Annotated in this window: 28 protein-coding genes; 14 read left to right on the top strand and 14 right to left on the bottom strand. The window is 46.0% G+C overall.

Annotated elements, in window-relative coordinates; all coding sequences use genetic code 11:
• The first annotated feature begins 89 nt into the window (after positions 1–89).
• The 3 genes from CXF70_RS07770 to CXF70_RS07760 all read left to right on the top strand — a co-directional run bounded on the left by CXF70_RS07770 (position 90) and on the right by CXF70_RS07760 (position 2,662).
• Positions 90–743, top strand: a complete 654-nt coding sequence (locus tag CXF70_RS07770) for a Dph6-related ATP pyrophosphatase (protein WP_101802164.1) — start codon at positions 90–92, stop codon at positions 741–743.
• A 14-nt stretch (positions 744–757) separates the two neighbouring features.
• Positions 758–1,753, top strand: coding sequence for a GNAT family N-acetyltransferase (locus tag CXF70_RS07765; protein WP_101802163.1), 996 nt, complete (start codon positions 758–760; stop codon positions 1,751–1,753).
• A gap of 129 nt (positions 1,754–1,882) precedes the next feature.
• Positions 1,883–2,662: a SurA N-terminal domain-containing protein gene (locus CXF70_RS07760; RefSeq protein WP_101802162.1), complete on the top strand. Its 780-nt coding sequence runs from the start codon at positions 1,883–1,885 to the stop codon at positions 2,660–2,662.
• A 377-nt stretch (positions 2,663–3,039) separates the two neighbouring features.
• Here CXF70_RS07760 and CXF70_RS07755 read toward each other — a convergent pair whose 3' ends face one another.
• From CXF70_RS07755 to CXF70_RS07735, 5 genes are all read right to left on the bottom strand, one after another.
• Positions 3,040–3,789 (bottom strand): amino acid ABC transporter ATP-binding protein, encoded by a 750-nt coding sequence (locus tag CXF70_RS07755; protein WP_101802161.1) that lies wholly within the window; start codon positions 3,787–3,789, stop codon positions 3,040–3,042.
• 35 nt (positions 3,790–3,824) lie between these two features.
• Positions 3,825–4,529, bottom strand: a complete 705-nt coding sequence (locus tag CXF70_RS07750; protein WP_084243135.1) for an amino acid ABC transporter permease — start codon at positions 4,527–4,529, stop codon at positions 3,825–3,827.
• The gene (locus CXF70_RS07745) at positions 4,516–5,340 is read right to left on the bottom strand and encodes an amino acid ABC transporter substrate-binding protein (protein ID WP_101802160.1); all 825 of its coding nucleotides are present in this window, start codon (positions 5,338–5,340) and stop codon (positions 4,516–4,518) included. Before CXF70_RS07745 ends, CXF70_RS07750 begins: the two co-directional genes overlap by 14 nt.
• Before the next feature lie 156 nt (positions 5,341–5,496).
• Positions 5,497–6,318, bottom strand: coding sequence for an STAS domain-containing protein (locus CXF70_RS07740; protein WP_101802159.1), 822 nt, complete (start codon positions 6,316–6,318; stop codon positions 5,497–5,499).
• 154 nt (positions 6,319–6,472) lie between these two features.
• The gene (locus CXF70_RS07735) at positions 6,473–7,519 is read right to left on the bottom strand and encodes a bifunctional glycosyltransferase family 2/GtrA family protein (RefSeq protein ID WP_101802158.1); all 1,047 of its coding nucleotides are present in this window, start codon (positions 7,517–7,519) and stop codon (positions 6,473–6,475) included.
• Between the two features lie 219 nt (positions 7,520–7,738).
• Here CXF70_RS07735 and CXF70_RS07730 point away from each other — a divergent pair, with 219 nt between their 5' ends.
• A complete protein-coding gene (locus tag CXF70_RS07730) occupies positions 7,739–8,437 on the top strand; it encodes an ABC transporter ATP-binding protein (RefSeq protein WP_101802157.1) in 699 nt (232 codons plus the stop codon).
• A complete protein-coding gene (locus CXF70_RS07725; RefSeq protein ID WP_101802156.1) occupies positions 8,427–9,725 on the top strand; it encodes an ABC transporter permease in 1,299 nt (432 codons plus the stop codon). Before CXF70_RS07730 ends, CXF70_RS07725 begins: the two co-directional genes overlap by 11 nt.
• Positions 9,726–9,774: 49 nt before the next feature.
• Here the strand turns inward: CXF70_RS07725 and CXF70_RS07720 are convergent, their stop codons facing one another.
• The gene (locus tag CXF70_RS07720; RefSeq protein WP_101802155.1) at positions 9,775–10,350 is read right to left on the bottom strand and encodes a hypothetical protein; all 576 of its coding nucleotides are present in this window, start codon (positions 10,348–10,350) and stop codon (positions 9,775–9,777) included.
• Positions 10,351–10,406: 56 nt separating this feature from the next.
• Positions 10,407–10,964, bottom strand: coding sequence for a M15 family metallopeptidase (locus CXF70_RS07715; RefSeq protein WP_084243128.1), 558 nt, complete (start codon positions 10,962–10,964; stop codon positions 10,407–10,409).
• Between the two features lie 104 nt (positions 10,965–11,068).
• Here CXF70_RS07715 and nfsA point away from each other — a divergent pair, with 104 nt between their 5' ends.
• Together nfsA and CXF70_RS07705 are read left to right on the top strand one after the other, a co-directional pair.
• On the top strand, positions 11,069–11,800 hold the full coding sequence (nfsA, locus tag CXF70_RS07710; RefSeq protein WP_101802154.1) for an oxygen-insensitive NADPH nitroreductase: 732 nt from the start codon (positions 11,069–11,071) through the stop codon (positions 11,798–11,800).
• 20 nt (positions 11,801–11,820) lie between these two features.
• Complete coding sequence (locus CXF70_RS07705; protein ID WP_101802153.1) at positions 11,821–12,435, top strand: NAD(P)-dependent oxidoreductase; 615 nt, start codon at positions 11,821–11,823, stop codon at positions 12,433–12,435.
• A 334-nt stretch (positions 12,436–12,769) separates the two neighbouring features.
• Here CXF70_RS07705 and CXF70_RS07700 read toward each other — a convergent pair whose 3' ends face one another.
• From CXF70_RS07700 to CXF70_RS07680, 5 genes are read right to left on the bottom strand one after another with little or no spacing between them, the layout of a single operon-like run.
• On the bottom strand, positions 12,770–13,723 hold the full coding sequence (locus CXF70_RS07700; RefSeq protein ID WP_233208570.1) for an ABC transporter permease: 954 nt from the start codon (positions 13,721–13,723) through the stop codon (positions 12,770–12,772).
• Positions 13,692–14,615 (bottom strand): ABC transporter ATP-binding protein, encoded by a 924-nt coding sequence (locus CXF70_RS07695; RefSeq protein WP_084243124.1) that lies wholly within the window; start codon positions 14,613–14,615, stop codon positions 13,692–13,694. Before CXF70_RS07695 ends, CXF70_RS07700 begins: the two co-directional genes overlap by 32 nt.
• Positions 14,612–15,316 (bottom strand): ABC transporter ATP-binding protein, encoded by a 705-nt coding sequence (locus CXF70_RS07690; protein ID WP_101802151.1) that lies wholly within the window; start codon positions 15,314–15,316, stop codon positions 14,612–14,614. The genes CXF70_RS07695 and CXF70_RS07690 overlap by 4 nt, the downstream gene beginning before the upstream one ends.
• Complete coding sequence (locus CXF70_RS07685) at positions 15,313–15,672, bottom strand: GntR family transcriptional regulator (RefSeq protein ID WP_084243122.1); 360 nt, start codon at positions 15,670–15,672, stop codon at positions 15,313–15,315. Before CXF70_RS07685 ends, CXF70_RS07690 begins: the two co-directional genes overlap by 4 nt.
• Before the next feature lies 1 nt (position 15,673).
• Positions 15,674–16,438: a hypothetical protein gene (locus CXF70_RS07680; protein ID WP_101802150.1), complete on the bottom strand. Its 765-nt coding sequence runs from the start codon at positions 16,436–16,438 to the stop codon at positions 15,674–15,676.
• Positions 16,439–16,580: 142 nt separating this feature from the next.
• On the opposite strand from CXF70_RS07680, the gene CXF70_RS07675 reads away from it, so the two are divergent.
• Positions 16,581–17,003 (top strand): hypothetical protein, encoded by a 423-nt coding sequence (locus CXF70_RS07675; RefSeq protein WP_101802149.1) that lies wholly within the window; start codon positions 16,581–16,583, stop codon positions 17,001–17,003.
• 43 nt (positions 17,004–17,046) lie between these two features.
• Here CXF70_RS07675 and CXF70_RS07670 read toward each other — a convergent pair whose 3' ends face one another.
• Positions 17,047–17,304, bottom strand: coding sequence for a hypothetical protein (locus CXF70_RS07670; RefSeq protein ID WP_101802148.1), 258 nt, complete (start codon positions 17,302–17,304; stop codon positions 17,047–17,049).
• Positions 17,301–18,458 carry a class I SAM-dependent methyltransferase gene (locus CXF70_RS07665; protein ID WP_101802147.1) on the bottom strand — a complete coding sequence of 386 codons (1,158 nt, stop codon included), beginning with the start codon at positions 18,456–18,458 and terminating at the stop codon, positions 17,301–17,303. Before CXF70_RS07665 ends, CXF70_RS07670 begins: the two co-directional genes overlap by 4 nt.
• A gap of 186 nt (positions 18,459–18,644) precedes the next feature.
• Between CXF70_RS07665 and CXF70_RS07660 the strand changes: the two genes are divergently transcribed.
• The 6 genes from CXF70_RS07660 to cydC all read left to right on the top strand — a co-directional run bounded on the left by CXF70_RS07660 (position 18,645) and on the right by cydC (position 25,880).
• Entirely contained in the window at positions 18,645–20,288 is a 1,644-nt protein-coding gene (locus CXF70_RS07660) for an AMP-binding protein (protein ID WP_199172805.1), read from the top strand.
• A gap of 210 nt (positions 20,289–20,498) precedes the next feature.
• The gene (gene wrbA / locus CXF70_RS07655) at positions 20,499–21,116 is read left to right on the top strand and encodes an NAD(P)H:quinone oxidoreductase (protein WP_101802206.1); all 618 of its coding nucleotides are present in this window, start codon (positions 20,499–20,501) and stop codon (positions 21,114–21,116) included.
• Positions 21,117–21,241: 125 nt separating this feature from the next.
• On the top strand, positions 21,242–21,967 hold the full coding sequence (locus CXF70_RS07650; protein ID WP_084243116.1) for a hypothetical protein: 726 nt from the start codon (positions 21,242–21,244) through the stop codon (positions 21,965–21,967).
• 109 nt (positions 21,968–22,076) lie between these two features.
• Positions 22,077–22,253, top strand: a complete 177-nt coding sequence (locus CXF70_RS18345) for a hypothetical protein (RefSeq protein ID WP_165850171.1) — start codon at positions 22,077–22,079, stop codon at positions 22,251–22,253.
• A 178-nt stretch (positions 22,254–22,431) separates the two neighbouring features.
• Entirely contained in the window at positions 22,432–24,177 is a 1,746-nt protein-coding gene (cydD, locus tag CXF70_RS07645) for a thiol reductant ABC exporter subunit CydD (protein ID WP_369916930.1), read from the top strand.
• Entirely contained in the window at positions 24,174–25,880 is a 1,707-nt protein-coding gene (gene cydC, locus CXF70_RS07640) for a thiol reductant ABC exporter subunit CydC (RefSeq protein WP_101802146.1), read from the top strand. The genes cydD and cydC overlap by 4 nt, the downstream gene beginning before the upstream one ends.
• The last annotated feature ends 24 nt before the right edge of the window (positions 25,881–25,904 follow it).

Below are 25,904 nucleotides of genomic sequence, written 5' to 3'. Positions count from 1 at the left end.
CGCTTTTTATGTTTATGCGATGTGGAAAGGGTTTATTCCGCGATTGTCGAAGTTTATTAACAGGTAAGAATTTACGGAAGAGGTGCATTATGCAAAAAACTTTTGTGATGTCATGGAGCGGTGGCAAGGATTCTGCGCTCGCATATTACCGGGCTGTGCTGGATGGCAATGTGCCGGTGGCTTTACTGACAATGTTCGAGGAAGATGGATCAAAATCGAGATCGCACGGCCTGCCGCTCGAGATTATGGAAGCGCAGGCAGAACGGATGGGACTGCCGTTAAGAATCGGTAAGGCAGACTGGAATAATTATGAGAAGGAATTCATCAGCCTTTTAAAGAATTTTAAAAGCGAAGGCATCGATATGGGCGTATATGGTGATATCGATCTGGAAGATCACAGGGCCTGGGTGCAGAAAGTCAGTAAGGAAGCGGATATCGAAGTCAGCCATCCGCTTTGGGGGGAACCTCGAAGGAATCTGCTGGAGGAATTGATTGCGGAAGGATTCAAAGCCGTGATAACGGTGGTGGATACAGCGAGAATGGATCCGAAATTCCTTGGCAGGGAGTTTACGCTGGAATTGATTGAAGAGCTGGAGGCTCTCGGAATCGATGCCTGTGGTGAAGAAGGGGAATTCCATACAGTCATAGTTGATGGACCGATCTTCGTCGAAGCGGTTCCGGCGGTTTTCGGTGAAGTGATAGAGGCAGGTCAATATCTGGTGCTGGAAGTGAAACTTCAATAAGAGGAGTGGGGGCTATGATTCAATTTGTGGGAGTCGAAGAAATTCACATTCGACAGATGTCGGCTTTATTGGCAAAAAGGCATGAGAAAGAACGGAGGGTCTTCCCATATTTGCCGCAGATATTTGAAGAAATCGATGAGGCTGAAAATGTAATCCGTAAAGAGCTTGATAAACCTTTTGTCAGCGGAATTGTGGCTGTGCGTGGAATTGATGTCATCGGCTACCTGCTCTATGAATTCAAGGAAGATACCGATCGTGGACGTTATATACTGATGAACTATGAATCTGTCGCAATCAGTGATAAGGAGCATCCGAGCCTGCTGCGGCTGCTGTATGCGGATGCCGGAGCCGAATGGATACAGCATGGCTACTTCACGCATGTCATGATGATTCCGCTCGGAGAACAGGCTTTGGTGGAACAATGGCTCGAGCAGGGCTTCAGTTATGAACAGAAATACGCAATCCTCCAATTAAAGGATTTTGAAGCGCCAGAAAATCTTGAACACGATAAAGTGGCAATCCGCAGAGGCGGCCGGATAGATGCTCCTTTGCTTAAGAAAGTGGCCCTATGGAACAGCATCCATCAAGCTGCTGCTCCCTCCTGGCATCCGATTACTAAAGAAACGATGGAAAATATCAAACAAAGCTATATGGATTTGTCTGAAGATAAAGAGGCATTTCTATGGATCGCGGAACTGGGTGAACGCGTTGCCGGTTTCCATGTGTATTTCCGGAAAGAAGACGGGACCAGCCTGTCTGCGCCGCCAAATTGTGCGGTATTGCCGGCAGCCTCCACTAACCCCGACATGCGGGGCAAAGGAATTGGCCGTGTACTTGCCAATCATTGTTTTGAAGAAATGAAAAAAGAAGGTTTCGATTACCTCTACGCGGATTGGCATACACCGAACCAAATTGCTTCCTATTTCTGGCCGCAGCTTGGATTTGAACCTTTCATGATCAGGATGTCCCGTAAAATAGATCCGCGGATTGCCTGGGCGCATGGGGACTGACAAGTAAGGAAAAGTATGTACCCGATAATCGTTCGCCCCTCAAAGCATAGTGGTCACAAGGGTTTTCAGTTTACTTAGAGCCTGTATGTGATACAATTACGTCCATTATGATTGAAAGGGGAATGAATTTTGACTAAGAAAATGCTTTTGAGCCTATTGATCGGTGCTTCAGTCCTTGTGACGGCGGCATGCGGCAATGCGGATGAAAATACAAATGAAGAAGAAACAGCAACAGAGGAACAAGCAACAGAAGAGCAGGCAGCTGAAGAAAATGGTGAAACGGCTGAACAGCCGGAAATGCCGGAACCTGATTTGGAAGGCGTTCCTGATGTTGTCGCTGAAGTAAACGGTGAAGAGATCGGAAAAGAGGAGTTTGAAACGGCATACGTCGGCCAGTTCCAGCAAATGGCTATGCAGGCACAAATGTCCGGTCAGGAAGTTGATCAGGCGCAATTGAAAGAGCAGATTGCCGAAAGTCTGGTCAGCCAGAAGCTGCTGGTTCAGGAAACGGAAAACCGCGGAATCGAAGCTTCTGAAGAAGAAGTCGATGAAACCTTGACTACTTTGGCAGAACAGAATGGCATGGCGTCATCGGAAGAGTTTTTAGCTGCTCTTGAAGAGCAGGATCTTTCGGAGGAAGAAGTCAGAGAACAAGTTGCTTCACAAGTGAAAGTGGATAAATTGATTGCTGAAGAAACAGGAGACACTGAAGTTTCAGAAGAAGAACTTCAGGAGTTCTATGATCAAGTGAAAGCACAGCAGGAAGAAATGGGCGGCGAAGAAGTGCCGCCGCTTGAAGACATCAAAACAGAGCTGGAAGCACAGCTTCTGCAGCAAAAAGAGAACGAAGCGGTTCAGGCATTAGTGGCTGAACTGCGCGAAGGCGCGGAAGTTACGATTAACATTTAATAAGAAAAAGAGAACCAGGTTTCCGTAGCGGGAACCTGGTTCTTCAGTTCGTTGAGAAAAAGATAAATGTAAACAATCGATATTGCGCAAAACAGCTTCGAAGACATTGGCCGAAGCTAGCGAGGACAAGTCTTTGCGACGAAGCAGCGGAGCGATGCAGGAGCACGGTTTTTCCCCCTATCCACCTGGGAGTCTTCGCTGTTTTGCTTCATATCTCAGAATCGCTTTCTATAAAGAAGTAGTCTAATTATTTTGGTTTTGTGAGAAGGATATTCATACGTTACCATTGAGATAAAGTGCAGCAGCAGGTGACGTTTCTCACCAAATTTGAGAACCAGGCCCCCAAACGGGACCTGGTTCTTTTTGTCTTTCTGTATTTAGATGGTATCGGCATTTTGGATGAGGTTCAAAAATTGTTTTGTCCGATCTTCTTTCGGGTGGTCGAAGATCTGCTGTGGCGTGCCGCGCTCAATGATGCGGCCCGCATCCATGAACAGGACTTCATCCGCCACGCCTTTAGCAAAGCGCATTTCGTGCGTGACAACGACCATCGTCATGCCTTCGAGAGCCAATTCTTTCATTACTTGCAGCACTTCTCCGACGAGTTCCGGATCGAGCGCTGAAGTCGGTTCATCAAACAGCATCACTTTCGGCTCGAGCGCCAACGCTCGGGCAATGCCGACACGCTGCTGCTGGCCGCCGGAAAGCTGGAAAGGATATTCATTCATTTTTTCTTTCAGACCGACTTTTGTCAGCAATTCTTCCGCTTTCGCACGTGCTTCCGCACGGTCGATTTTCTGGACGGTGACAGGGCCTTCCATGACATTTTCCAAGGCGGTCATATGTGGAAAGAGGTTATAATGCTGAAACACCATAGCGGATTGTTTTCTGAATTCCATTATCTGTTTCTTGGGCAAAGATTTCGAGAAATCAGCCATATGGCCGTCAATCGCCACTGTTCCAGCGGTAGGCGTTTCCAGGATATTCAGGCAGCGAAGAAATGTTGTCTTGCCGGAACCCGAAGGACCGATGACAACGACAGCCTGGCCCTTTTCTACGTTGAGGTCTATGCCTTTCAAAACTTCGAGGTCCCCGAAGCTTTTATGCAGGTTATTTATGGCAATCATAGGAGTCTCCTTTCTGAATTTATTGGGTACATACATTAAGCTTTCGATACATAACGGTCAAAACGATTCTCCAGGCGTCCCTGTACCAATGACAGAAGGAAACAGAAAATCCAGTAAAGAAGGCCGGCCTGTGAATACAGCAGCAGGAATTCGTAGTTGAAAGCGGCAATTTCCTGTGCACGGCGGAACATCTCTGTCACAAGGATGAAAGAAGCAAGAGACGTATCTTTTACCAAACTGATGAATGTGTTCGACAGCGGTGGAATGGATACGCGCGACGCCTGGGGAAGGATAATCCGCTTCAAGGCCTGGCTGTAGGACATGCCGATTGTATTGGCGGCTTCCCATTGGCCTTTCGGAATCGACAGGATCGCCGCCCGTATGACTTCGGAAGCATAGGCTCCAACGTTCAGCGAAAATCCGAGAATGGCTGCCGTGAAAGGCTCCAGTGTAATGCCGACTGTCGGAAGGCCGTAGAACAGAATGGATAATTGAACCAATAGAGGTGTGCCCCGGATGATGGAAACGTAAATCCGCGCGATGATCTGAAAGAATTTTACAGTGGATATTCGTGCCAATGCCGTCAATGTAGCCAAAATAAGTCCTATTGTAAATGAAATCAAAGTCAAAGGAATCGTGTACTGGATAGCTCCCTCCAACAAAGGAAGGAACGATGACTGGGCAATGTCCAGTAACCGTTCCAATCTCTCGGGATTTGTGAAAATACTATTCAAGTACATTTTCGCCAAACCATTTCTGTGAAATTTCGTCGTACGTGCCGTCTTCGATCATATCTGCAAGTGCTTTGTTCACTTCATCTACGATTGCGCCGCTGTCTTTTCTGAATTGCAGTCCGCTTTGTGAAGCTTCATCTGATTCATCAGCAATTTGGATTGGTGCATCCGGACGCTGATTCATGAAGTCCAGCACAGAAATTTTGTCGTTTACTGTTGCATCGACACGATCTGATACCAATAATTCGATGGCTTGGTTGAATCCTTCAACACCTGTCAGTTCAGCACCGTATTCTTTTGCAATATCGGCATAGTTGCTGGTCAGTGACTGGGCTGATGTTTTGCCTTCCAAATCCTCAAATGATGTAATTTCTGTTTCATCTTCTTTAGTTACCAAAACAGCTGCTGAAGTGATGTATGGATCTGAAAAATCATAGCTTTCCAGGCGGTCTTCGCGGATACCGACTTGGTTTGCCACCATATCGAATCTTCCGGAATCGAGACCTGCGAACATTCCATCCCATTGTGTTTCAAGGAATTCCGCTTCAACGCCAAGGCGTTCAGCCACTTCACGTGCTATTTCAACATCGAAGCCTGTCAATTCGCCAGAATCGTCGTGGAAAGTGAATGGAGGGTAAGTTCCTTCAGTCCCAATAACCAATTTGCCTTCTTCTTGTACTTTCGCCAATAAATCTTCGGAAGAACCGGCAGTTTCCGGGTTCTCTTCAGTAGTGGTGTCCTCTGATGAATCTCCGCATGCAGCAAGTATAAGAACTGCTCCAAGCAACATCAAAATAAATAAAAGTGATTTCTTCATGATTTATCTCCCCTAATTCTTATAGTTTTTGTCGGCATTAAAAACTTTTGCTGTTTGAGTATAGCATCTTGTTCTGTTCCGCTCAATTAAAGATTCTTCAAAAAGTAAAAAAATAATAAAAAGCTCCTCCTGTTAGGAGAAGCTGATCAATCTCTATTATTTTCCGATGTTTTCAAGCGCCTGTTTGACAGTGCTGAAAGCATAGGCGGATGAAATTCTGATATTGCTGCTGATGGCGACTTGCACGAGCTCGGGACGCAGACCGGTAATGATGATATTTATCCCCATTATCCGAAAGACGCTGCCAATCTGGTGAAGTGATTCCGCGACATGCCCATTAATGGTCATCACACCGGAGAAATCCAGAATCACATAATCGACATTCATCTCGGCAATCTGAGGAATCACCGAGTCCATGATGAAAGCGGCTCTGTCTTCGTCAATATAACCGATCAAAGGGATGACTACCACTTCATCGTGGACAGGGACGATTGGGGCTGATAATGAAATCAGTTCTTCCTGCAATTCCTGTTTCGCTTGTTCGGACAGCTGTTCGAATGCAAAGACAGTTTCGTTAAGGCTGACATCAAGTATCTGGTTGATCCCTTTTAATACAGTCGCTGTATCAACGGTAGTAAGGCCGATTTCAAGGCTTATGCGGATCACTATTTCTGTAGCTACATCGCGGGTCAGGGGATAGCGCACAATGATATCAGAAAGTTTTCCACCATTGCTTACTTGCATTTGAGCGTTGTTTTTACTCCATTCGATTAAATGGTCTGGTATAAAGTTTTCGTCTTTGTTTTTCAGCGATTCGCTGTAAAAGCCCAAAAGCTTTACATACATGGATAAAGCCATCTCTTTTTCTTCGTCTGATATCAACGGCTTGCAGTGGTCTGCCACATATTCGACTATTTCTCTTGAAATGGAATGGGCGTTTTCAGAGATATATGAAGAAAATTGATCGACATTTGACATACCCTTCACACCTTTACTTGAATTTATATTTCAAGTATAGCCTAATAATGTAAAAAATGGGCTTCATTCAGCAAACTTTCCTGTCGATTTGTTGAGTCGTAAAAAACCCGGACAGAAAAGTTCTTTTCTGTCCGGGGATATGGAAACTGTCAACTCATTCCTTACGGAACACCCAGGCACGCTGAGCTACAAATCCGAATATAAAGAGGATTGTATCCACCAGTATTTTTAAAATCACTTCTCCGCGTCCAAGCCATTCTGCGTATAACAAATGTACAGAACCGGCTGAAGTGAGCATGATGAATGCGGCTAAAGCGAAATAACGGATCAATGATTTCCTGGATCCCTGCTTAAAGACTTTATTCCGGTTGATGTAGTAATTGAATAAGGAGGACAGGATTCGTGCTGCAATTGTTGCCATGATGATGAAAAGAATGGGGGCAGGTTCCCGCAGCAGCTGGATGAATATCCAATATAAGCCGATATCGAGCACAAAAGAAGCTCCGCCTGATAAACCATAGAAAATGAAAATCTTATAAATATGATAGGAGTCACGCAAAGGGTTGAAATGCGACGACTTATTGTCGTCGATATAAACGGTTTCAATCGTTACTTCTGTTACCTCGACCTCATTTTTCCGCAAAGAGGCAAGCATATTCATTTCGTATTCAAAACGTTCACCTTTGACCTCCAATAATTGCGGCAGATATTTAACCGGAATGCCCCTTAAACCGGTTTGTGTATCAGTGAGGACGGTGCCGGTCGACAGCCTGAACAATAATCGCGTAAAGCGATTGCCGAACCGGCTCCTGAACGGAATTTCCTTTTTACTGAAATCACGGGCGCCAAGTACAACTTTATCTGGCGTTTCCAGCAGTTGTTCAGACAATTTCAACATATCACTCGCCAGATGCTGGCCATCCGCATCCGCAGTTATGACGGCTTGGAGAGGAAATTGATTGGTGAGTATGTATTGGAAAGCGGTTTTCAAGGCGCGGCCCTTTCCTTTATTGACGGCGTGTTTTAGGATTGTCACTTCTTCAAATGTTTCGAGTGAATTGAAAATATGTTTGTATTCTGTTCCGCTGCCGTCATCAACGATGATGACCCGGTCGAAGCCGGTGTCGATGATTTTCTCGACGGTATTCAGACATTTTTGATCTGGTTTGTATGCTGGAATAATAATAGCGAATTGATTCATGTATGACCTCCTTTCCGGTCCTGCTGATTTGCAGGGAATACCCCAATTTATGAATCGTCCGTACGGTTAAGTATAGCGCTGATTATAAGTGCATATATATAAGAATACCCAAGCAGCGGCGCTTTCACACAGCATCTTAAGGAAATCTTCATAAACCTGCTTCATAATTATTAAGATTTTATTCCTATACTAATGTTATCAGGGAAAGGGGAATAAAGAATGATAAAAATAAAGGATTTACAGCATCATTTTAAAATCGGTAAAAAAGGGAACGAACGGCATGTGCCAGTGTTAAAAGGTGTCACACTGGAAATAGGAAAAGGGGAAATTGTCGCTATCCTCGGTAAAAGCGGCTCGGGAAAATCGACTTTGCTCCACATACTGGCGGGCTTCATGTCTCCGGAAAAAGGCTCTGTCGTGGTCAACGGCCAGGAAACAGCGGCTCTGAAGGAAGCGGAACAAGCGAGCTTCCGCTTGGCGAATTTCGGTTTCATCTTTCAGAATTTCCAGTTGATGCCCGGATTGAATGCTTTCGAAAACGTTGAATTGCCATTGAAAATAAAAGGGATGGCAGAAACGGAACGCAAAATGAAAGTACAGAAACTGCTTGAGAAAGTGGGGCTCGAAGAAGTGGCCGGCCATTATCCGAACGAACTTTCCGGCGGACAGCAGCAGCGGGTCAGTATTGCAAGAGCATTAATAACGGATGCGCCGATCATCCTGGCTGATGAGCCGACCGGAAGTTTGGATTCGGAAACGGAAAAAGAGATTTTATTGCTGATTCAATCGTTGAATAAAAAACTGGGTTTGACGTTCGTCATCATCACACACGACGAAGAAGTGGCAGCGGTGGCTGACCGTCAATACCGTCTGCACGACGGCGAATTAGTGAAAGGGGAGCAGCGCCATGCAGTTTAAAGATCAGATCGACTTTATCAGACAGCATATGAAACGCAATAAACTGCGCGTCGCTACAACGATTCTGGCTGCGACAATGGGCTGCGCTTTTCTGATCGTCCTGGCCTCCGTCGGTTTTGGGCTGCACCAGACCATCACGGATGATGTCCTGGATAATAATATGGTGACACAAATTGAAGTTGCCGGTAAAACGGATGGGGACACAGAACTTGCTCCGGCCGACATACCAGATGCTGAACTTCAGCAGATCAAAGGGATGGAACATGTCATAGCGGTGGTGGAGCGCAACCAGCCTGAAGCGGAAGCGGAAATTATGATTGGCAATCGCAGTACATATTCGCAAGTTGTGCTATCCAGTATGGAAGAAGAACAAAAAGCGGGCTTTGCTCTTTCTGAAGGGAAGATGCCGGCTAAAGCTGGAGAAGTCGTAGTAGGCTATCATATGGCCGAACGATTGCTGACAGAAGCGGAAATGGAAAAGGAAGCGAACGGCGAAGAGGTCGAGGGATTTGCCGGCAGCCTCATTGGCCAGACTGTTGAATTGGAATTGACGCCATTTTTGAATGAAGGCGAAGAAAGAACGGAATCGTCAACGTGGGAGTTTGTCGTAACGGGCATTGCCAAAGAACCGGCAAAGGAATGGATGACAGATGTTGCTATTTATGCAGACAGTTCATGGGTGCCGATATTCAATGAAGAATTGGGACTGGAGAAAGGCTTTAAGAATATCCTGGTTTATGCTGACGAATTGCAGAATGTCGGGGGAATCACAGATGCTTTGAAAGAAGACGGTTTTTACGTCTATTCCGTAACGGAAGAGTTAGGGACGATGAATGTCTTCTTTACCGCATTGAAAGCCGGTCTCATTTTTGTAGGCACCATTGCGGTTCTGATCGCTTCCATCGGTATTTTCAATACAATGACGATGGCAGTGACAGAACGTACACGTGAAATTGGAGTCATGAAAGCGATTGGTGCACAACCAAAACTGATCCGTAAATTATTCCTCATGGAAAGTGCGGCAATCGGCCTGATCGGAACGGCATTGGCGGTGATTATTTCATATGGCATCAGTGTGCTTGCGAACTGGCTGGTACCGATCATTATTTTGAGTTCGCTGGGAGAAGAGGATGCTGCCGGAATATCGATTGTCATCTCGACAATCCCGTGGCAATTGGTCGTAATCGCCTCCGCTATCAGCATCGGGGTGGCGATGGTATCAGGCTGGCGCCCGGCACGAAAAGCGACGCAGATTGATGTTATTCAGGCTTTGAGGCAGGAAATGTAGTGGAATAAAAGTAAAAGCGCGCTCCCGGCTGGGAGCGCGCTTCTAACTGTTAGTCTAATACCTTGAAATCAACTTCAGCATGCATTTCATATTTGGTTTGTGCGGTAGCGGAATTTTCTGTGTAAAAGTCGGTATAGCCATCGACTACATAATAGCCTTCAGGAAATTGCATATCGATTATATTTTTAGTGAACTCGATATAAGCACTGTCCTCCTCGGCGCTATAGCCTCCGCTGCCGGAATACTGTTCACGAAGAGGCTCCCCTTTCGTCAGGGTTGTCGTTATCAAAGGTTCTTCCATTCCGTAATGTATTTCATAACTACGTGTCTTTTCTTCCATGGGAAAGTAGAAAGGGGAAGCGGCATGGAAAATGTCGATGGTCTCCAGATCGCCGATATATTCCAGTTCAGCATAAAGCTCGACAGGACCACCGCTCGCGTATTCTTCTTTTTCAGAAACCAGGCGGTAAATGAAATCTCCTTCGGTTGCTTCAGCTTCGGTGGCTTTGACTGTATAGTACTCAACACTTGCAGATGAATCTCCATTTGCAGGTTCTTCCGCTGTTCCACATGCAGTAAGCAGCAGGGTTAACAGCAGCAACAGGAAATGTAAAAGTCTTTTCATTGAGACGTCACCCCTCTTTACTGAAGAAGACGTAGTGGCGGGGAAAAGAGTTACACTCATTTTTCCATCGTATCTTCCGGACGCCAGCCTTTCTGCAGCTCGCGAATCGATAATCCGAAAGGCATTTCAAGATGGGGGTAATCCTTGAAGCGGTTCCAATCCCCGCCCCAGTCAAAGCCGAGCTCTTTGCCGATTTCCGCCACTTCGAACCAATCGGACCGGCTGTTGCCGTTATCGTCGCGTTCAATATCCCAGACGACTGAACCGTCATCGAGCTTCAAAGCGAAATCGATGGCCAACCCGTAATTATGATAAGATTCGCCGGGCTCCGCGTAAGTTACGATATTGCCGTCTGATGTCCGCCCCTGCTGGTGGAGGGCGTCCTGTTCCTCGAACGAACGGAAGCCGTCTGTGATGACGATATCGATGCCGATCTCTTCGGCGGCATCCACCAGTTCACGGCTCTTTTCAGCTACTATAGGATGGAGAGAATCAGGCAATGGCCTGGATTCCAGTTCTTCACGGAACTCAATTTCCCGCTGAATCCAAATAAACAAAAAACCGCCAAGCAGTAAAAGAAAAAGTATTGTAAATGCGGTTTTTGCGTTTTTCACTATCCATCACCTCTTATAGATTTTATTTTATCAAAAATCGTTGGAACAGTATCCTCGGAAAGAATTTGGTACGATAGAAGCAATAATGTTAAGGAGGAATACATATGGTGATCGAATTGATGAAATCGCATGCTTCAGTGCGTGATTATAAAGAAAAACAATTAACAAGAGAAGAAGTGGAAGAGCTGATCGGAGCGGCGCAATACGCGGCAACTTCACATTTTGTCCAGGCTTATTCAGTGGTTTGGGTGACAGATCCGGAGAAACGCCGGAAGCTTGGTGAGCTCTCGAAAAATCCGAAGCAAATGGAAGGCGCCGGTGCGGTGTTCCTGATGTGCGCGGATTACAACCGTTTGAAACATGCCGTTGAAATGCAAGGGGAATCGATTGTATTCGACCAGGCTGAAAACCTGCTGGTCGCTGTGACGGATGTAGGTTTACTGGCACAAAATTTGGCACTTGCAGCGGAATCGAAAGGCTACGGCATCTGCTATATCGGCGGCGTCCGCAATAATATGGAAGCCATCAGCGAGCTGGTCGGTTTGCCGGAAGGCGTGTTCCCTGTCTACGGTTTGACGGTCGGCATACCGAATGAAAGCAATGGCGTGAAACCGCGCTTGCCGGTGGAAGCGATTCTTCATGAAAATGATTATGATGAGAAGAAATACGAAACGATTTTGCCTGAATACGACAAGAGCATAGAGGAATATTACGGCAGCCGCGGTTCCAATCAGAAGACGGCGACTTGGTCGCAGCAAATGGCCAACTTCTTGAATAAACCGCACCGTCCGGATATTAAAGAAGTATTAGCGAGAAAAGGGTATAGTTTCAAATAATCTGCAAGGAGGGCGATACGATGAAACTGGCGATATTCGGAGCAACAGGCAGAGTCGGAAGTGAAATCCTGAAACGCGCTTTGGCGGACGGGCACCAAGTTACGGCGCTGCAGCGTTCTCCTAAACTCGACAAACACCCGAACCTTGAAACTGTATTCGGCAATGTAAGGGAAGGAAAAGATATTGAACGCGTGATAACGGGGGCGGATGCGGTCTTCAGCGCATTGGGAACAGATAAGACGACCACTTTGACCGATGCTTTGCCGTTCATCATCGAATCGATGGAACGTCATGGCATCAACCGGATTATCACAATCGGCACAGCCGGCATCCTGGACAGCCGGCTTGAAGAAGGTAAACTCCGGTACCAGGGCGGCGACTCGAACCGCAAAATGACTTTTGCGGCCGAAGAGCACGAAAAAGCTTTCCGCTTGCTGGAGCAGTCGAATCTTGAATGGACCATCGTTTGTCCGACATATCTTCCGGACGGCGAAGCGAAAGGCGGCTACCGCGTCGAGAAAGACTTTCTGCCTGAAGGCGGCAAGGAAATCAGCACGGGCGACACCGGTGAATTCGCTTATCGGCAATTGGAGGAATCCACTTTTGTCCGGAGCCGTGTCGGTATAGCATATTGATAAGGGAACAGCCTGGAAATTTCGGGCTGTTTTTATTTATGCCCAAGTTAGGGTGAAATATGCCCAACTTTCATCAGGATATGCCCAACTTTACCTCATATATGCCCAACTCGCCAAAATAACCGAAAAAACCGCGCAGGCAATCGTTGCCTGCGCGGATTAGTTTGTTTCAGTTTAACATTGTTGGGAAAGGGTATTTCTGTGTCCAGACTCCAGCGGCCCAGCTCTTCGGGTCATAAGCCAGCCAAAGGCTGCTCCTGCATCGCTGCGCTGCTTCGTCGCAAAGAGATGGACCCAAAAATCTGGGCCATCTCTTCGCTGTCGCTTTTCTATATTAAGCTGTAACATCCCGTTTGCTGAACGTCAGGTAGCTGATCGCCATGAAAATGATGAAATACACAATCAGCACAATCACCGACATCGTCATCGTAATATCTTCAACAGGCATGAAGCCAGTATAATACTGTGTCAAATCAGTATGGGTGAAGAGGTAGTATTTGACGATTTCGTAATTTGCCAGCAGGAATACTGCCTGGATCCCCGTGAACATCAGGAAGATCGACAAGCCGATGGCAAGCGAGCTGGAGCGGAATACAGTGCCCAGCATAAAGGCGAATGTGCCGATGATCCAGACGCTCGCAAAACTGAGTGCAAGCATTTTCAGTCCTTCCAGCCAAAACGACCCTTCAACAACTTCAGAACCGTTCCACGTCAGGAATGTCCCGTCGCTGATGCCATAAAAGATCAATCCGGCGATGGCGGTGACGATGAATAAAACTATCGCCAGCAGAATTGCATAAAGCATTGTGGCGATATATTTTGAGGTCAGAATCTTCCAGCGTTTTACCGGTCGCGTCAAGAGCATCTTGATGGTGCCTTGCGAAAATTCCGCAGCGACAATGCCGCCGGCGATGATGACAGTGAACAAAGTGACAACTGACATCATGATATGCGAGTCGATGACGCCCTGCTGCATGCTGTCGTATTCATACGGAGGCAGATCGTTCTCGAGGCGGTGCTCGGAAATGGCCACTTCACCTTCGTAAAACTCGCGCTGCGCCTCGCTCAGGCTGTTGTCTTCCAGCATGCTTTGGTTGTATATCATTTCATTGGTTTCTACTTCCTGCCAGCTTTCTGTGTTGTTCATATCCATCGAGTTATCGACCCATTTGGTGATGGCGGCAGATGCCAGCAGGATGAGGGCCAATAGGATGATCATGATCCAGGAGGATTTACGGCTCCATAATTTCATCCATTCATTTTGAGTGAGCTTGAGCAATGTCTCCACCTCCTGTCATTTCAAGGAATTGATCTTCCAAAGTCGCCTTGAAAGGCTGGACAGCAAATATTGAAATGTTTGCATTCACGAGGATCTTCACTGCCCCGGGAACATGTTCCGCCTCTGTTTCGACCAATAATCCACCTTCGAATTGTGAAACCGGAAAGCCTATGCCGGTCAGTATTTCTTCCGCTTCATCCAGAGGTTCAACTTTAAAGAGGAAGCGGGACTGCTGAAGCTCTTTTACGTTTTTGATATCGATCAACTCACCATTTTGGATAATGGCGATCCGGTCGCACAGTAATTCGATTTCTGACAATAAATGGCTGGAAACAAAAACAGCCACGCCGTTCTCACGTGCAATTTTCTGCAGATATAAACGGAATTCCCGGATGCCGGCCGGATCGAGTCCGTTGGTGGGTTCATCGAGAATCAGAAATTTCGGGTCATGCAGGAGGGCTTGTGCCAAACCGAGGCGCTGCCGCATGCCGAGTGAATACGAACCGACTTTTTCATTGATGCGGTTTTTCATGCCGACCTGGTGGACCACTTCATCAATCCGTTTTTTTGAAATGCCTTTATGCATTCTTGAAAAGTGGAGCAAGTTCTTATAACCGGACATGTATTTATACATTTCCGGGTTTTCGACAATCACGCCGACTTTTTCGATGCTCTCTTCAAAATTGTGCTTCACTGATTTTCCGTCGATCAGCACATCGCCTTCAGATGGTTTCATCAGTCCGACCATCATCCGGATCGTCGTCGTTTTACCTGCTCCGTTCGGGCCCAGAAATCCCGTGATCTGGCCTTTGTACAAATCGAGATTCAAGTTCTTGATGATCCTCTTGCTGCCGATTGTCTTTGACAGATTTTTTATCTGCACCAATGCTTGTTCACTCATCCAGCCGCACCTGCTTTCGTCTCTTTTGTCATCCATTCCACTGTATCCATTCCCGTTTCTCCGCGGATTTCATCCAAATGCCTGTGTGCCAGAACCTTGCCGTTTTTCAATAAAACCAATTCATCGAGCAAAGTTTCGGCTTCGCGTATTTCATGCGTCGACAAGATTAGGGTCTGGCGCTCGAGGTCTGTAAATCGGATCAGTCCTTTGATCAAATCGCTTCGCACCATCGGGTCAAGTCCGGAGAAAGGTTCGTCCATTAAATAATAACGGCTTTCACGCCCTAAAGTTGCAGCCATTTTTGCCCGTCCGCGCATTCCTTTGGACAGATTCTTCATTTTCGAAGAAAGCGGAACTTCCAAAAAATCCAATACTTCCTTCGCCTTCGTTTCATTGAAATCGGCGAACTGGCTCTTATAATAGGAGAACAATTGCCCGACGGTAAAATAAGAATAGAACATATCAGCGTCAGGGAGATAGGCGATTCGTGCCGCATCCTTTCGGGAGACCGGCTTTCCGTCAATTAAAACAGAGCCGCTGCTGATTTTGCTGACACCTGCGATTGCTTTCAGCAGACTCGACTTACCGCTGCCGTTTTCACCGGCAATGCCAATGATTTTTCCTGGTTCAAGGCGCAGATTGATGCCGTTCAGGGCTTTGGTGGATCCGTACGCTTTTTTTACGTTGCTCAGTTCAATCATTTTATTTCCCTCCTGACGAGTTCCACGATTTCATCTTTCGAAAAACCGTAGGCTTCCACATTGGCTATGAACGATTTGACCAAATCCTCTTTTTTACTGTCGCGCAGCAGCTGCAGGCGCTCTTCATTTTCAGTTATGAATGACCCTTGGCCGCGCCTGGTTTCTATAAGTTCCATCGATTCCATCTCCTTGTATACACGTTGCACGGTATTGGCGTTGACGCCGACGTCGATTGCATATTCCCGCACAGAAGGGAGTTTATCGCCGGGTTTTCTTACGCGACGGATGATATCGCCTGACAGACGGTCGATCAGCTGCTGGTAGATCGGTTTGTCTTTTTCAAAATCGAGCCCCATCTCAAGCCCTCACTTTCTTCTCGAACCAGTAAGCCGCTATCAGGTATAGCAGGATCAATAATAAAGTGCTGACCAGTAATTGGCCGACGTGCAGCGTAAGCTGATTTTCGAAAGATATCATCATGCCCCGCCCGATATTCGTCAGAAGCTCAGACTCGTTCAGCTGGATTACCCAAAAATCTGTGGCAGTGGCATACAGATCCGTCGCCATGAAGCGATCCCACATTTCAAGGCCGAAGATAAACAGGCCAAACGTGACAATATAGGCAAAACCGCCAATTTTTGGTTTCATGGTATAGAACATTGTTAGATAGAAATAATAGATAATTGTAATCAATAATGAGAAAAATAAGATTCCTGCTGCAAAAGCGGCGCCGGAAGGGATAAAACTCTTCATTTCCTCCAAATCAGGTGCAAAAAGCAGGAATACGAATGTCAGTAAGCTGATCCAGACCAGCGAAATGGCTGTAGCCAAAAGAACCGCGGCAAATTTGCTGGCATTGATTGTGTGTATCGACGCACTGGAATGAAAGAAGATATCAGGGCGGTCCATATCTTTCGTGAAAAGAATGGAAAGCAGGACAATCGGCAGCAGTGCATGCAATGCCATCACTGTACCCGAAAAAACCAGCAAACCTTCAAAAAACTCCACTTGAAACAGCATCGCTGAACCGAATGGTATAAGGACATCCAATAGCAATGCTATTAATAGATAACCTTTAATGATGGTCCAGTCTTTCATGAATAAGCCGCGCAATTGATTCATAATTACCTCTCCTTGTCTTACTGTATTAATTAAATAGTACACCGAGACAATGCTGATTGCAACAGAATTTCCAAATAAATGTCTAATGAACCGACAAAGGGGGAAAGGAGGTGTAAACAGCTTTCATGTGGGAGGAATTGCAATGAAGGAATTGCAGGATAAAGAGCAGATCTTAATCGCTTATTATGCGCAATATTTCAAAGGCGCTACACTGGATGACGTAAAAAATCTTGATAAGCGGCTGTCCGGCGCGATAGGTGAAGAACGTTATCAAAAAGCGATGAAGGAACTGGAAGGTGAAGGGCTGGTATTCGGCATCGAAAAAGCGGAAGCCCGCAAAAAAGAAGATGGGGTGGACAGCCCGATGGCAACCAATGAAGGGATGCTATACGTCAACAACGCCTTGAATCTTCAGTCTGAGTCCGTTGAAGACCATCAATTGGATTATCTTGAAAATAATTTGAAGACGAGCGGCTTGGAGTTCACTTTGAAGCCTGTTGAAGAATATGTAATGGAAGTCATTCAGGAACAGGCAGATAAAAAGCCGAATGAAAATTCGCCTTAACAGAAAAGAAGCATCCTTCCGAAAAACGGAGGGATGCTTCTTTTCATCCTAATTCTAAAACGAAAAACGCCAGGAAAATCGTAAGTACGACAATCGTGTTGATGATCATGCCGGTTTTTCTGCTGACGTCGTAATCGAGTGCCGGAAAGCGCTCGGCGATTTTCATCCCGCCGACAATCAGTCCGACCAAAACGAGCAAGTTGAGTATGATGTGCATATCATAGACGTGCATATCGATATAGCGTACCAGTATGACGGAGAATGCTAAAATGATGCCGTTGACAATGTGGATTCTTTTCATAGCAGCTCCTTCAATTCGTTTTCAAGATAGGGGTTTGCCGATAGCATGCCGGTAAACTGGCGATAGCGTTCCAACTGGCCGTCTGCGGGTTTCCGTCCGGTTTTATAGGCGCGGATCAGGATATTCTTCGGCGTATGCTCCATGTCGATAAACTCCATCAATTGCGTTTCATAACCGACGAGCGACAGCAGTTCAGCGCGAATGGAATCGGTCGCCAAGGCGCTGAAGCGTTCTTTGATCAAACCATGCTGCAGCATGATGCCGAGTTCCGGCGCGTCAATCTGGTGATTCAGTTCGCTTTGGCAGCAAGGGACGCTCAAAATGACTTTCGCGTTCCACTTAACCGCCCGGGACAGCGCCATATCTGTTGCAGTGTCGCAAGCATGCAATGTAACCACCATATCGACTGCGGACTCCTCGTTGTAATCATTGATGTCTCCCACAAGAAACTCCAATTGCTCATAGTTCAGATCTTCCGCAATTCCCCGGCATTCTTCGATCACTTCTTTTTTCAGGTCGAGGCCGGTCACCCGCAGGTCAAGCTCTTTTTCCACCCGCAGATAATGATAGAGTGCGAATGTCAGATATGATTTACCGGAACCAAAGTCAAGGATGCGTACAGTCCGGTCTTTTGGAAGATGGATCAGTGCGTCGTCGATGAATTCGATGAACCGGTTGATCTGGCGGAACTTATCGTATTTCTGCTTTTTGACGCTGCCATCGGGATTCTGAACACCGAGGCGAACAAGAAATGGGTATGGGATGCCGTCTTCAAGCAGATATTGCTTTTTGCGGTTATGCGATAGCTGTGCTGTTGTTTTTTCGGTTGCTTCGGTTTTCCAGCTCACTTTGAATTTCTTGGAAAGCTGGAGCTGCACTTTTTCTTCAGTGAACTGGAAAAGCCCTTGGCGAAACTCCGTGAATAAATTCTCCAGTTCTGCTGTCGCTTCTTCCGTCGTCATGTTTTTGTGTTTCAATACATATTCATGCTGGTATTCGAATTGTATATGATAATCATTTTTAATTTCTACAGGCTTTATTTTAACGCGTTTCAAATCGTTCGATTTCTGCCGCGGCTGGCTGATGGTCGCAGAAACAAGTTCCTGCCGGCCGATTCGTTCAGCCAGGTTTTGATGCATTTGTTGTAATTCCATTGCAGTTCCTTTCCTGTTTCATGATACTACAAGTTTATCATGGAATTTAGTAAATGAGACAGCAACTGTTTGGCGGGAAATAGATGAACAGGATCAGAGTTTATATACTAAAGGGTTAAAATAATTTAGAATTTTATGATAAAATAATAAGGAATTTGAAAACGTTTACAACATGGGGGTATGGAAATGGCGATTTTAAAACAGACCGTAGGAGAAGTGGTGCGTGAGCGGGCGACTCTTCATCCCGATACCGAGGCTTATGTTTATCCGGAGCATAACATCCGTAAAACGTACAAGGAATTTGATGAAGAAACGGACAGGCTGGCCAAAGCTTTTATGGGCATCGGCATTGAAAAAGGGGAACATGTCGCCATTTGGTCGGATAATAAGCGTGAATGGCTGTTGAGCCAATTTGCTACAGGCAAAATGGGCGGTGTGCTGGTGACCGTCAATACGAGCTACCAGTCGAGCGAACTGGAATACCTATTGAAGCAATCCGATTCGACGACATTGATTTTAGGGGAAGAATTCAAAGGGAATAATTATATCGATATTATTAATACTGTTTGTCCGGAACTGAAAGAATCCCGGAAAGGCGAAATTGACAGCGCAGTGCTGCCGAAATTCAAGCGGGTCATCGTCATGAGCGAAAATCAAAATCCCGGTATTTTTACGTGGAGTGAATTCGAAGCTTTCGCAGACAGGGTCTCAGACGAACAATTGGAAGAGCGATTCCAATCGATGGATCCGGATGATGTCATCAATATCCAATATACTTCCGGTACGACAGGATTCCCCAAAGGAGTCATGCTGACACATTTGAATGTCGTCAACAACGGTAAACTGGTCGGTGATACGATGAACCTGACCGAGCATGACCGTTTGTGTATCCCGGTGCCTTTCTTCCATTGTTTCGGCTGTGTTCTCGGAACGATGGCGGCCGTCACGCATTCGACGACGATGGTCATTGCTGAACAGTTTGAACCGAAAAAGGTGCTGCAAATGGTGCAAGATGAAAAATGCACAGGGCTGCACGGTGTACCGACCATGTTCATCGCTGAGCTGAACCATCCGGATTTCGCATCGTTCGACACGTCGACTCTCCGTACTGGCATCATGGCCGGTTCACCGTGTCCGATCGAAGTGATGAAGAAAGTGATCAGTGATATGGGGGCATCAGAAATCACCATTGCCTATGGCCAGACGGAATCTTCACCGGTCATCACACAAACACGGGCAGACGATGATATCGAGAAACGGGTCTCCACTGTCGGCAAACCGCATGCTGAAGTCGAAGTGAAAATCATCGATCCTGCTACAGGTGAAACGGTGCCTGCTGGTGTGCCAGGTGAATTGTGCACACGAGGCTACCATATAATGAAGGGCTATTATCAAAATGAAGAAGCGACCAGAAATGCGATCGATCCGGAAGGCTGGCTGCACACGGGCGACATTGCGGTGGAGGATGAAGACGAATATATTGCCATCACCGGCCGGATCAAGGATATGGTCATCCGCGGAGGAGAAAATATTTATCCGCGTGAAATCGAGGAATTCCTCTACAGCCATTATGCTATCCAGGATGTCCAAGTAGTCGGCGTGCCGGATCCGAAATACGGGGAAGAATTGATGGCATGGATCATTTTAAAAGAAGGCGAAAGTCTGGACGCGGAAGAGCTTCGGGATTATTGCACAGGAAAGATTTCGCGCCATAAGATTCCGCGTTATTTTGAATTCACCAAAGAATATCCGATGACGGCATCCGGTAAAATCCAGAAATTCAAACTGCGCGAACTGTCAGTGGAACTTACACAGAGGAGCGGGGTATAAGGAATCCACTTTGAGCCATATTGGGAATCGAAGGAAAAAGGGCGCCGCATTTTTTTTGCGGCGCCTTTTTCTGTGATGAAAACAGTGAAAATTTGTTTAATTGAAATCAATACAGGGGAAACTGATAGAGTAACAAATATCTTGAATGCAGGATATTTAATTGGACTGCAACTGCCACGGGAAAACTTATCTAAAGGAGAGATGTTCAAAATGGCAAATGTGAAACTGGCAATCATTTATTACAGCTCGACAGGGACCAATTATCAATTGGCCAGATGGGCTGAAGAAGCGGCTAAGGAAACAGGAGCAGAAGTGAAGGTAGCGAAAGTGAGAGAAAATGCACCGGATGCAGCAATCGACTCTAACCCTGCCTGGCGTGAACATTTAAATGCAACAACGGATGTACCTACAGCAGAAGTCGATCTGCTGGATTGGGCAGACGCCATTATTTTCAGTGTGCCAACTCGTTTCGGCCACGTATCGTCCCAGGTCCAGCAATTCCTTGATACGACCGGCGGCTTATGGGCACAAGGGAAATTAGCGAATAAAGTTGTCAGTGCGATGACTTCCGCGCAAAATCCGCATGGCGGGCAGGAAGCTACGATTCTTGGACTGTACACCTCAATGTTCCATTGGGGCGCAATAGTGGCGGCACCGGGTTATGCAGATCCCGTTCTCTTTAAAGCTGGAGGAAACCCATACGGCACAAGTGTTTCAGTCGATCAGGACGGCAATATGGTCGAAGATGTACAGGATGCTGTCCATTACCAGGCGAAGCACACTGTCGAAGTGGCACAATGGATTCAGAACGGACGCGGCCAGCAGTAAGGGCAGCTTTGTATAGCAAGCAGGTGAGTTTAAAAATCCTCACCTGTTTTTCTTCTTTTAATCTATTTCATCCCATCGGCTAGACGGGAATAACCTCTTGTCAAGATACGAATGGAGCGATTCAGATGTTTTGGACTACTCTTATTTATATTATCGGTTTTGTACTTATTCATTTATTTTCAAAATATATGAAGTTTCTTAAAGTTGTTCCACGCAGCCGTTTTTTGTCCGTTGCCGGCGGCATTTCAGTAGCTTATGTGTTTCTGCATCTTCTTCCGGAGCTTGGCCATTTCCAAAGTGAGCTGGAAGGTGAACTGGAAGGCAGCGCCTGGGCTTTCATTGAGAGCCATATCTATATTGTTGCAATGATCGGACTCGCAATCTTTTACGGGCTGGAAGTGATGGTCAAAAAATCGAAAAAAAGTGAAGGCGGCGAAGTGAAGGGAGGCTCCGGGGTTTTCTGGATCCATATCGGTTCTTTCACGTTATATAATTCACTGATTGGATATTTATTGGTTCATGACCATTTTGAAAACAGCTGGGGCACTTTCTTTTATTTCGTGGCGATGGGTCTCCATTTTATAACGAACGACAAAGCTTTGCGAAGCTCACATGAAGCGGATTATGACAAATACGGCAGATGGCTGTTGACTGCAGCAATCGTCGTCGGCTGGCTGACAGGTATTTTTACAGAAGTGTCGGATGTCGTGGTTTCCTTTCTTGTAGCGCTGTTGGCAGGCGGCGTCATTCTTAACGTAATGAAAGAAGAGCTGCCTGAAGAGCGTGAAAGCAGTTTCGTCTCTTTTGGAATCGGAATGCTATCATACTCTGTAGTACTTCTATTAATTTAAAAAATAGCAAATAGATAGCAATTTATCACTAGGTAGGGTATAATTCAACTCAAATAAATAGGTACTATAGTATAAGCCTTTAAAACTACTATACTATGAGGTGGCCATTATGGTTAAAGAAGAGGAAAAAGTCGTTTTCGTTTACGAACTGGATAAGCTGCAGCACGAATATCGGAAATGCACTGACCTCTCCATGCGCCAGCAAATCAGAGAGGATATAGCCCTGCTTCAAAAAGTGATTTCAAATTCCGGCAATGAATTGGATAGACAAGACAATATATTCTGAAGACCCGCAAACATACATTGTTGTGGGTTTTTTCTTTGCGATAAATGATACTATTTCCCAGGAAATAAAACACAGGAAGTTTGTTAACAAGGCTGTAACAAAATCGGGGATTTATAGCTGCAAGACAGGCGCATGGAACGGAATATAACCGGCTATGCTTTATAATAGGGGTATACGAATGGAGAGGAAGAGCGGCATGAAAGACTTGAAACAACTTGCTTTCGAACAAAAAAGTGCAATAAGCCTGCTGATTGTGATGTCTGCCCTTAGAGGAGCCGCAATGATTGGTCAGGCTGTATTTTTCGTTCTTGTTGTAGATTGCGTCTTTATAAGAAATAGTTCTTTTGAAGAAATCACTCCGTTTCTGATCGGATTATTACTTGCCATTATCATCCGTTCCGGTACAGGCTATCTGATCGGTCGGACGGGTGTCGATATGGCAGCTTCGATTAAAAAGCAGCTTCGTTTAAGGTTGATCCAATCGTTCAAAGAAGATCCATTACTATCTTCAACTGAAAGCCATTCCGGCCAAAAAGTGAGCTTATTGATGGATGCGGTGGATGAGACGGATGGCTTTTTCAGTAAATATATTCCCCAGTTGATTCAAAGTTATATTATTCCAATCATGCTGTTGGCCGCTATTTTTTCACAAAACTGGACGACCGGTTTGATTATTTTGGTGACAGCTCCATTTATCCCGGTCTTCATGGCAATTGTCGGTAAGCGGACAAAAGAAAAAGCGGATGAAAAGATGGTGCAGCTCAACAGATTTTCCGGAACTTTTCTTGATATCCTGCAAGGGCTGACGACTTTGCGCCTATTCGGTCAAGGAGAAAAACAAAAAGAAAAAATAAAAGAAAGCAGCAAAAATTTCCGGGATTCAACCATGGATGTGCTGAAGTCGGCATTTATGTCCTCATTGACCCTTGAATATATTTCGATGCTGAGTATCGGGATCATCGCCCTGGAAGTGGGTTTGCGGCTGGTTGTATTCGATAATCTCACTTTTTTCAGTGCGTTTTTCATCATGATCCTGGTTCCTGATTTCTTTACGATGCTGAAAGATTTCGGCAGCGCGTTCCATACAGCGCGCGGAAGTGTCTCTGCTTCACAAATGATGAATGAAGAATTTTCGAAAGAACGTAAACAAGTGGAGTGGGGGGATATCGAATTGCCGGATGGGAAAGTCCCTCAATTGGATATCGGACATTTGAGTTTTTCATATGGCCAGCAATTTGAACTGGCCGATATTTCATTGGCCATAAAGCCTTACAGCAAAATTGCGGTTATCGGAAAAAGCGGTTCAGGGAAAACCACTCTGATGAACCTGATTGCGGGATTATTGCCGATTGATGATGGCGATATCCTGATTGATGGAAAACCGAGAAAAGAAATCGATGAATCTTCCTGGTTTAAACAACTTAGTTATATTTCACAATCCCCTTATCTTTTCGCCGGTACGATCAGAGAAAATATCGCAATTGGAGTCAATGGAAATCCGAGCGCGAAAGAAATTGATGAAGCTGCGAGAAAAGCGGGGATACACGAACTGGTCGAGTCATTGCCTGAAGGCTACCATACACGTGTTGGCGAAGGGGGACGCGGCTTGTCGGGTGGGGAAAAACAGCGTATCGCCCTGGCCCGCGCCTTCTTGAAAAAACCGACCATAATCCTGTTCGATGAACCGACGACTGGTTTGGATTTGCAGACAGAACGGATTCTGCAACAATCGATTGCTGAACTTTCACGTAACGCGACAGTTATAACGGTGGCGCACAGGTTGCATACAATCCGCGATTCAGACCAGATCGTTTATCTTGATAACGGCAGAGTGGCAGCTGTCGGTCCACATGAGGAGCTGGCTGCAAACTTCACGCCATATCAAAATCTTCTGCCGCTTCAAACAGGAGGTGCAATGCGATGAGTGAATTGACGCACGTGCTGAAACTTACATTACGCGAAAAAAGGGATGTCTCACTGGCCATCGTTTTTGGTGTGCTGGCAGGATTGGCCAGTGTAGCATTGCTTGCTTCAAGTGGTTACTTGATCTCCAAAGCGGCGTTGACCGGCCAAATGACCGTATTGATTGTAATAGGCGCCTGCCTGAAGTTATTCGGTCTCGGTTCAGCAGTCAGCCGTTATTCAGAAAGACTGTTCTCTCATAGAGCAACCTTTACTATGCTGGGAAATTTAAGGGTTTCGTTTTTTGAGCGGCTATCGCCATTAGCGCCGGAACTTTACAGTAAATACCGGAGCGGAGATTTATTGGCGCGGATTATCGGGGATGTTGAGAGCCTGCAGAATTTCCTGCTGCGTGTTTTTTATCCGCCAGTCGTCCTGTTGCTTGTATTTATGGGAACGATTCTTTTTACAGTGTACTTTTCAATCTACACAGCGATCCTGCTGGCGATCGGCTATCTATTGACCGCGGTCGCGGTTCCAGCTTATTTTGCCTGGCGAAAGCGTCGTCGTGATTGGCGGACGAGAGAAAGCAGGGGGGCATTATCAGCGGAAGCAGCTGAGTTCCTTTACGGCTTCCGGGATTTGAAGATTCACCGGCAATTGGCTGGCAAAGAACAGCAAATATCCGATTTGATCGATTTCTATAATGAAGAGCAGAGAAATGAAGGCAAAGAAGAAGTTTACAGCCAATCGATGAATGGGTTTATCGCATTGGTAATTTCTTTGGCCATCCTGGCAAGCGGAGCTTATTTTACAGCGGCCGGAGAATTGGATGGTTTATTCCTTGCTATGCTGGTGATGATTTCGCTCGGCGTTTTTGAAAATATGGCACCTATGGCGGCCTTCCCATCCCATTTCGAAGAAAGCCGCAAAGCGGCAGTCCGTTTGGACTCTATAGTCGATGAAATGCCACGCGTGAAGGGAAGTTCAGATTTGCCGGAAGGTGGACTTTCAATCTCCTCCAGGAATTTGTCTTATGTATTTCCGGATGAGCAGCGGCCGGCGCTCGATGATGTCTCCATTGATTTGCCGCGAGGCAGTAAAACTGCAATTGTCGGACCGAGTGGCTCAGGGAAATCGACTTTGCTGGCTGTGTTAATGGATATATTGCCGGCGCGAAGTGGCCAGGTATTGATTAATAGTGCGAATTCAGAAAAATTTTCACAGGAAAGCATCTGGCAGAGCTTGAACGTGGTGCTGCAGGAAAATCACTTTTTCCAAGGTACATTGCGCAGCAACCTGAAGATTGCCGATTCGAAAGCAAACGATGATCAATTGGCAGCGGCTTTGGAAAGGGTGGAACTTGGCAGGTTCTCCCTTGAAATGGATGTTGAGGAAAAAGGGCAGAATTTCTCAGGCGGCGAAAAACAACGTCTGGCAATAGCAAGAGCGATATTGAAAAAAGGGGAAGTATGGATGTTGGATGAACCCGTTTCTTCTGTCGATTCTGCAACCGGGCAGCTTATATATGAACGCCTTTTCAATGACTATCCAGAGCAAACGTTTATTATTGTCAGCCACGACTTGACCGGACTTGAAAAGATGGACCAGATTATTGTGCTTGAAAATGGGAAGCTGATGGAAAAGGGATCGTACGATGAATTGATGCGAAGCAAAGGCTATTTTTACGGATTGAAGGAAATTGAACAGCAAGTAATGGCATAAATTTAAAAAAGGCAAGGCTGATTT

Origin of the sequence: Planomicrobium sp. MB-3u-38 (assembly GCF_002836425.1) — a bacterium.
GTDB lineage: Bacteria > Bacillota > Bacilli > Bacillales_A > Planococcaceae > Planococcus > Planococcus okeanokoites.
Note: the sequence above shows the minus strand (reverse complement) of the source record. Positions and strands in the feature narration are given on the sequence as shown.

Coding starts and splice junctions, on each gene's coding strand:
- CXF70_RS07770 (WP_101802164.1), top strand. CDS start 90: ATGCAAAAAACTTTTGTGATGTCATGGAGCGGTGGCAAGGATTCTGCG.
- CXF70_RS07765 (WP_101802163.1), top strand. CDS start 758: ATGATTCAATTTGTGGGAGTCGAAGAAATTCACATTCGACAGATGTCG.
- CXF70_RS07755 (WP_101802161.1), bottom strand. CDS start 3,789: ATGATTGCCATAAATAACCTGCATAAAAGCTTCGGGGACCTCGAAGTT.
- CXF70_RS07750 (WP_084243135.1), bottom strand. CDS start 4,529: ATGTACTTGAATAGTATTTTCACAAATCCCGAGAGATTGGAACGGTTA.
- CXF70_RS07745 (WP_101802160.1), bottom strand. CDS start 5,340: ATGAAGAAATCACTTTTATTTATTTTGATGTTGCTTGGAGCAGTTCTT.
- CXF70_RS07740 (WP_101802159.1), bottom strand. CDS start 6,318: ATGTCAAATGTCGATCAATTTTCTTCATATATCTCTGAAAACGCCCAT.
- CXF70_RS07735 (WP_101802158.1), bottom strand. CDS start 7,519: ATGAATCAATTCGCTATTATTATTCCAGCATACAAACCAGATCAAAAA.
- CXF70_RS07730 (WP_101802157.1), top strand. CDS start 7,739: ATGATAAAAATAAAGGATTTACAGCATCATTTTAAAATCGGTAAAAAA.
- CXF70_RS07725 (WP_101802156.1), top strand. CDS start 8,427: ATGCAGTTTAAAGATCAGATCGACTTTATCAGACAGCATATGAAACGC.
- CXF70_RS07720 (WP_101802155.1), bottom strand. CDS start 10,350: ATGAAAAGACTTTTACATTTCCTGTTGCTGCTGTTAACCCTGCTGCTT.
- nfsA (WP_101802154.1), top strand. CDS start 11,069: ATGGTGATCGAATTGATGAAATCGCATGCTTCAGTGCGTGATTATAAA.
- CXF70_RS07705 (WP_101802153.1), top strand. CDS start 11,821: ATGAAACTGGCGATATTCGGAGCAACAGGCAGAGTCGGAAGTGAAATC.
- CXF70_RS07695 (WP_084243124.1), bottom strand. CDS start 14,615: ATGAGTGAACAAGCATTGGTGCAGATAAAAAATCTGTCAAAGACAATC.
- CXF70_RS07690 (WP_101802151.1), bottom strand. CDS start 15,316: ATGATTGAACTGAGCAACGTAAAAAAAGCGTACGGATCCACCAAAGCC.
- CXF70_RS07685 (WP_084243122.1), bottom strand. CDS start 15,672: ATGGGGCTCGATTTTGAAAAAGACAAACCGATCTACCAGCAGCTGATC.
- CXF70_RS07680 (WP_101802150.1), bottom strand. CDS start 16,438: ATGAATCAATTGCGCGGCTTATTCATGAAAGACTGGACCATCATTAAA.
- CXF70_RS07675 (WP_101802149.1), top strand. CDS start 16,581: ATGAAGGAATTGCAGGATAAAGAGCAGATCTTAATCGCTTATTATGCG.
- CXF70_RS07670 (WP_101802148.1), bottom strand. CDS start 17,304: ATGAAAAGAATCCACATTGTCAACGGCATCATTTTAGCATTCTCCGTC.
- CXF70_RS07665 (WP_101802147.1), bottom strand. CDS start 18,458: ATGGAATTACAACAAATGCATCAAAACCTGGCTGAACGAATCGGCCGG.
- CXF70_RS07660 (WP_199172805.1), top strand. CDS start 18,645: ATGGCGATTTTAAAACAGACCGTAGGAGAAGTGGTGCGTGAGCGGGCG.
- wrbA (WP_101802206.1), top strand. CDS start 20,499: ATGGCAAATGTGAAACTGGCAATCATTTATTACAGCTCGACAGGGACC.
- CXF70_RS07650 (WP_084243116.1), top strand. CDS start 21,242: ATGTTTTGGACTACTCTTATTTATATTATCGGTTTTGTACTTATTCAT.
- CXF70_RS18345 (WP_165850171.1), top strand. CDS start 22,077: ATGGTTAAAGAAGAGGAAAAAGTCGTTTTCGTTTACGAACTGGATAAG.
- cydD (WP_369916930.1), top strand. CDS start 22,432: ATGGAGAGGAAGAGCGGCATGAAAGACTTGAAACAACTTGCTTTCGAA.
- cydC (WP_101802146.1), top strand. CDS start 24,174: ATGAGTGAATTGACGCACGTGCTGAAACTTACATTACGCGAAAAAAGG.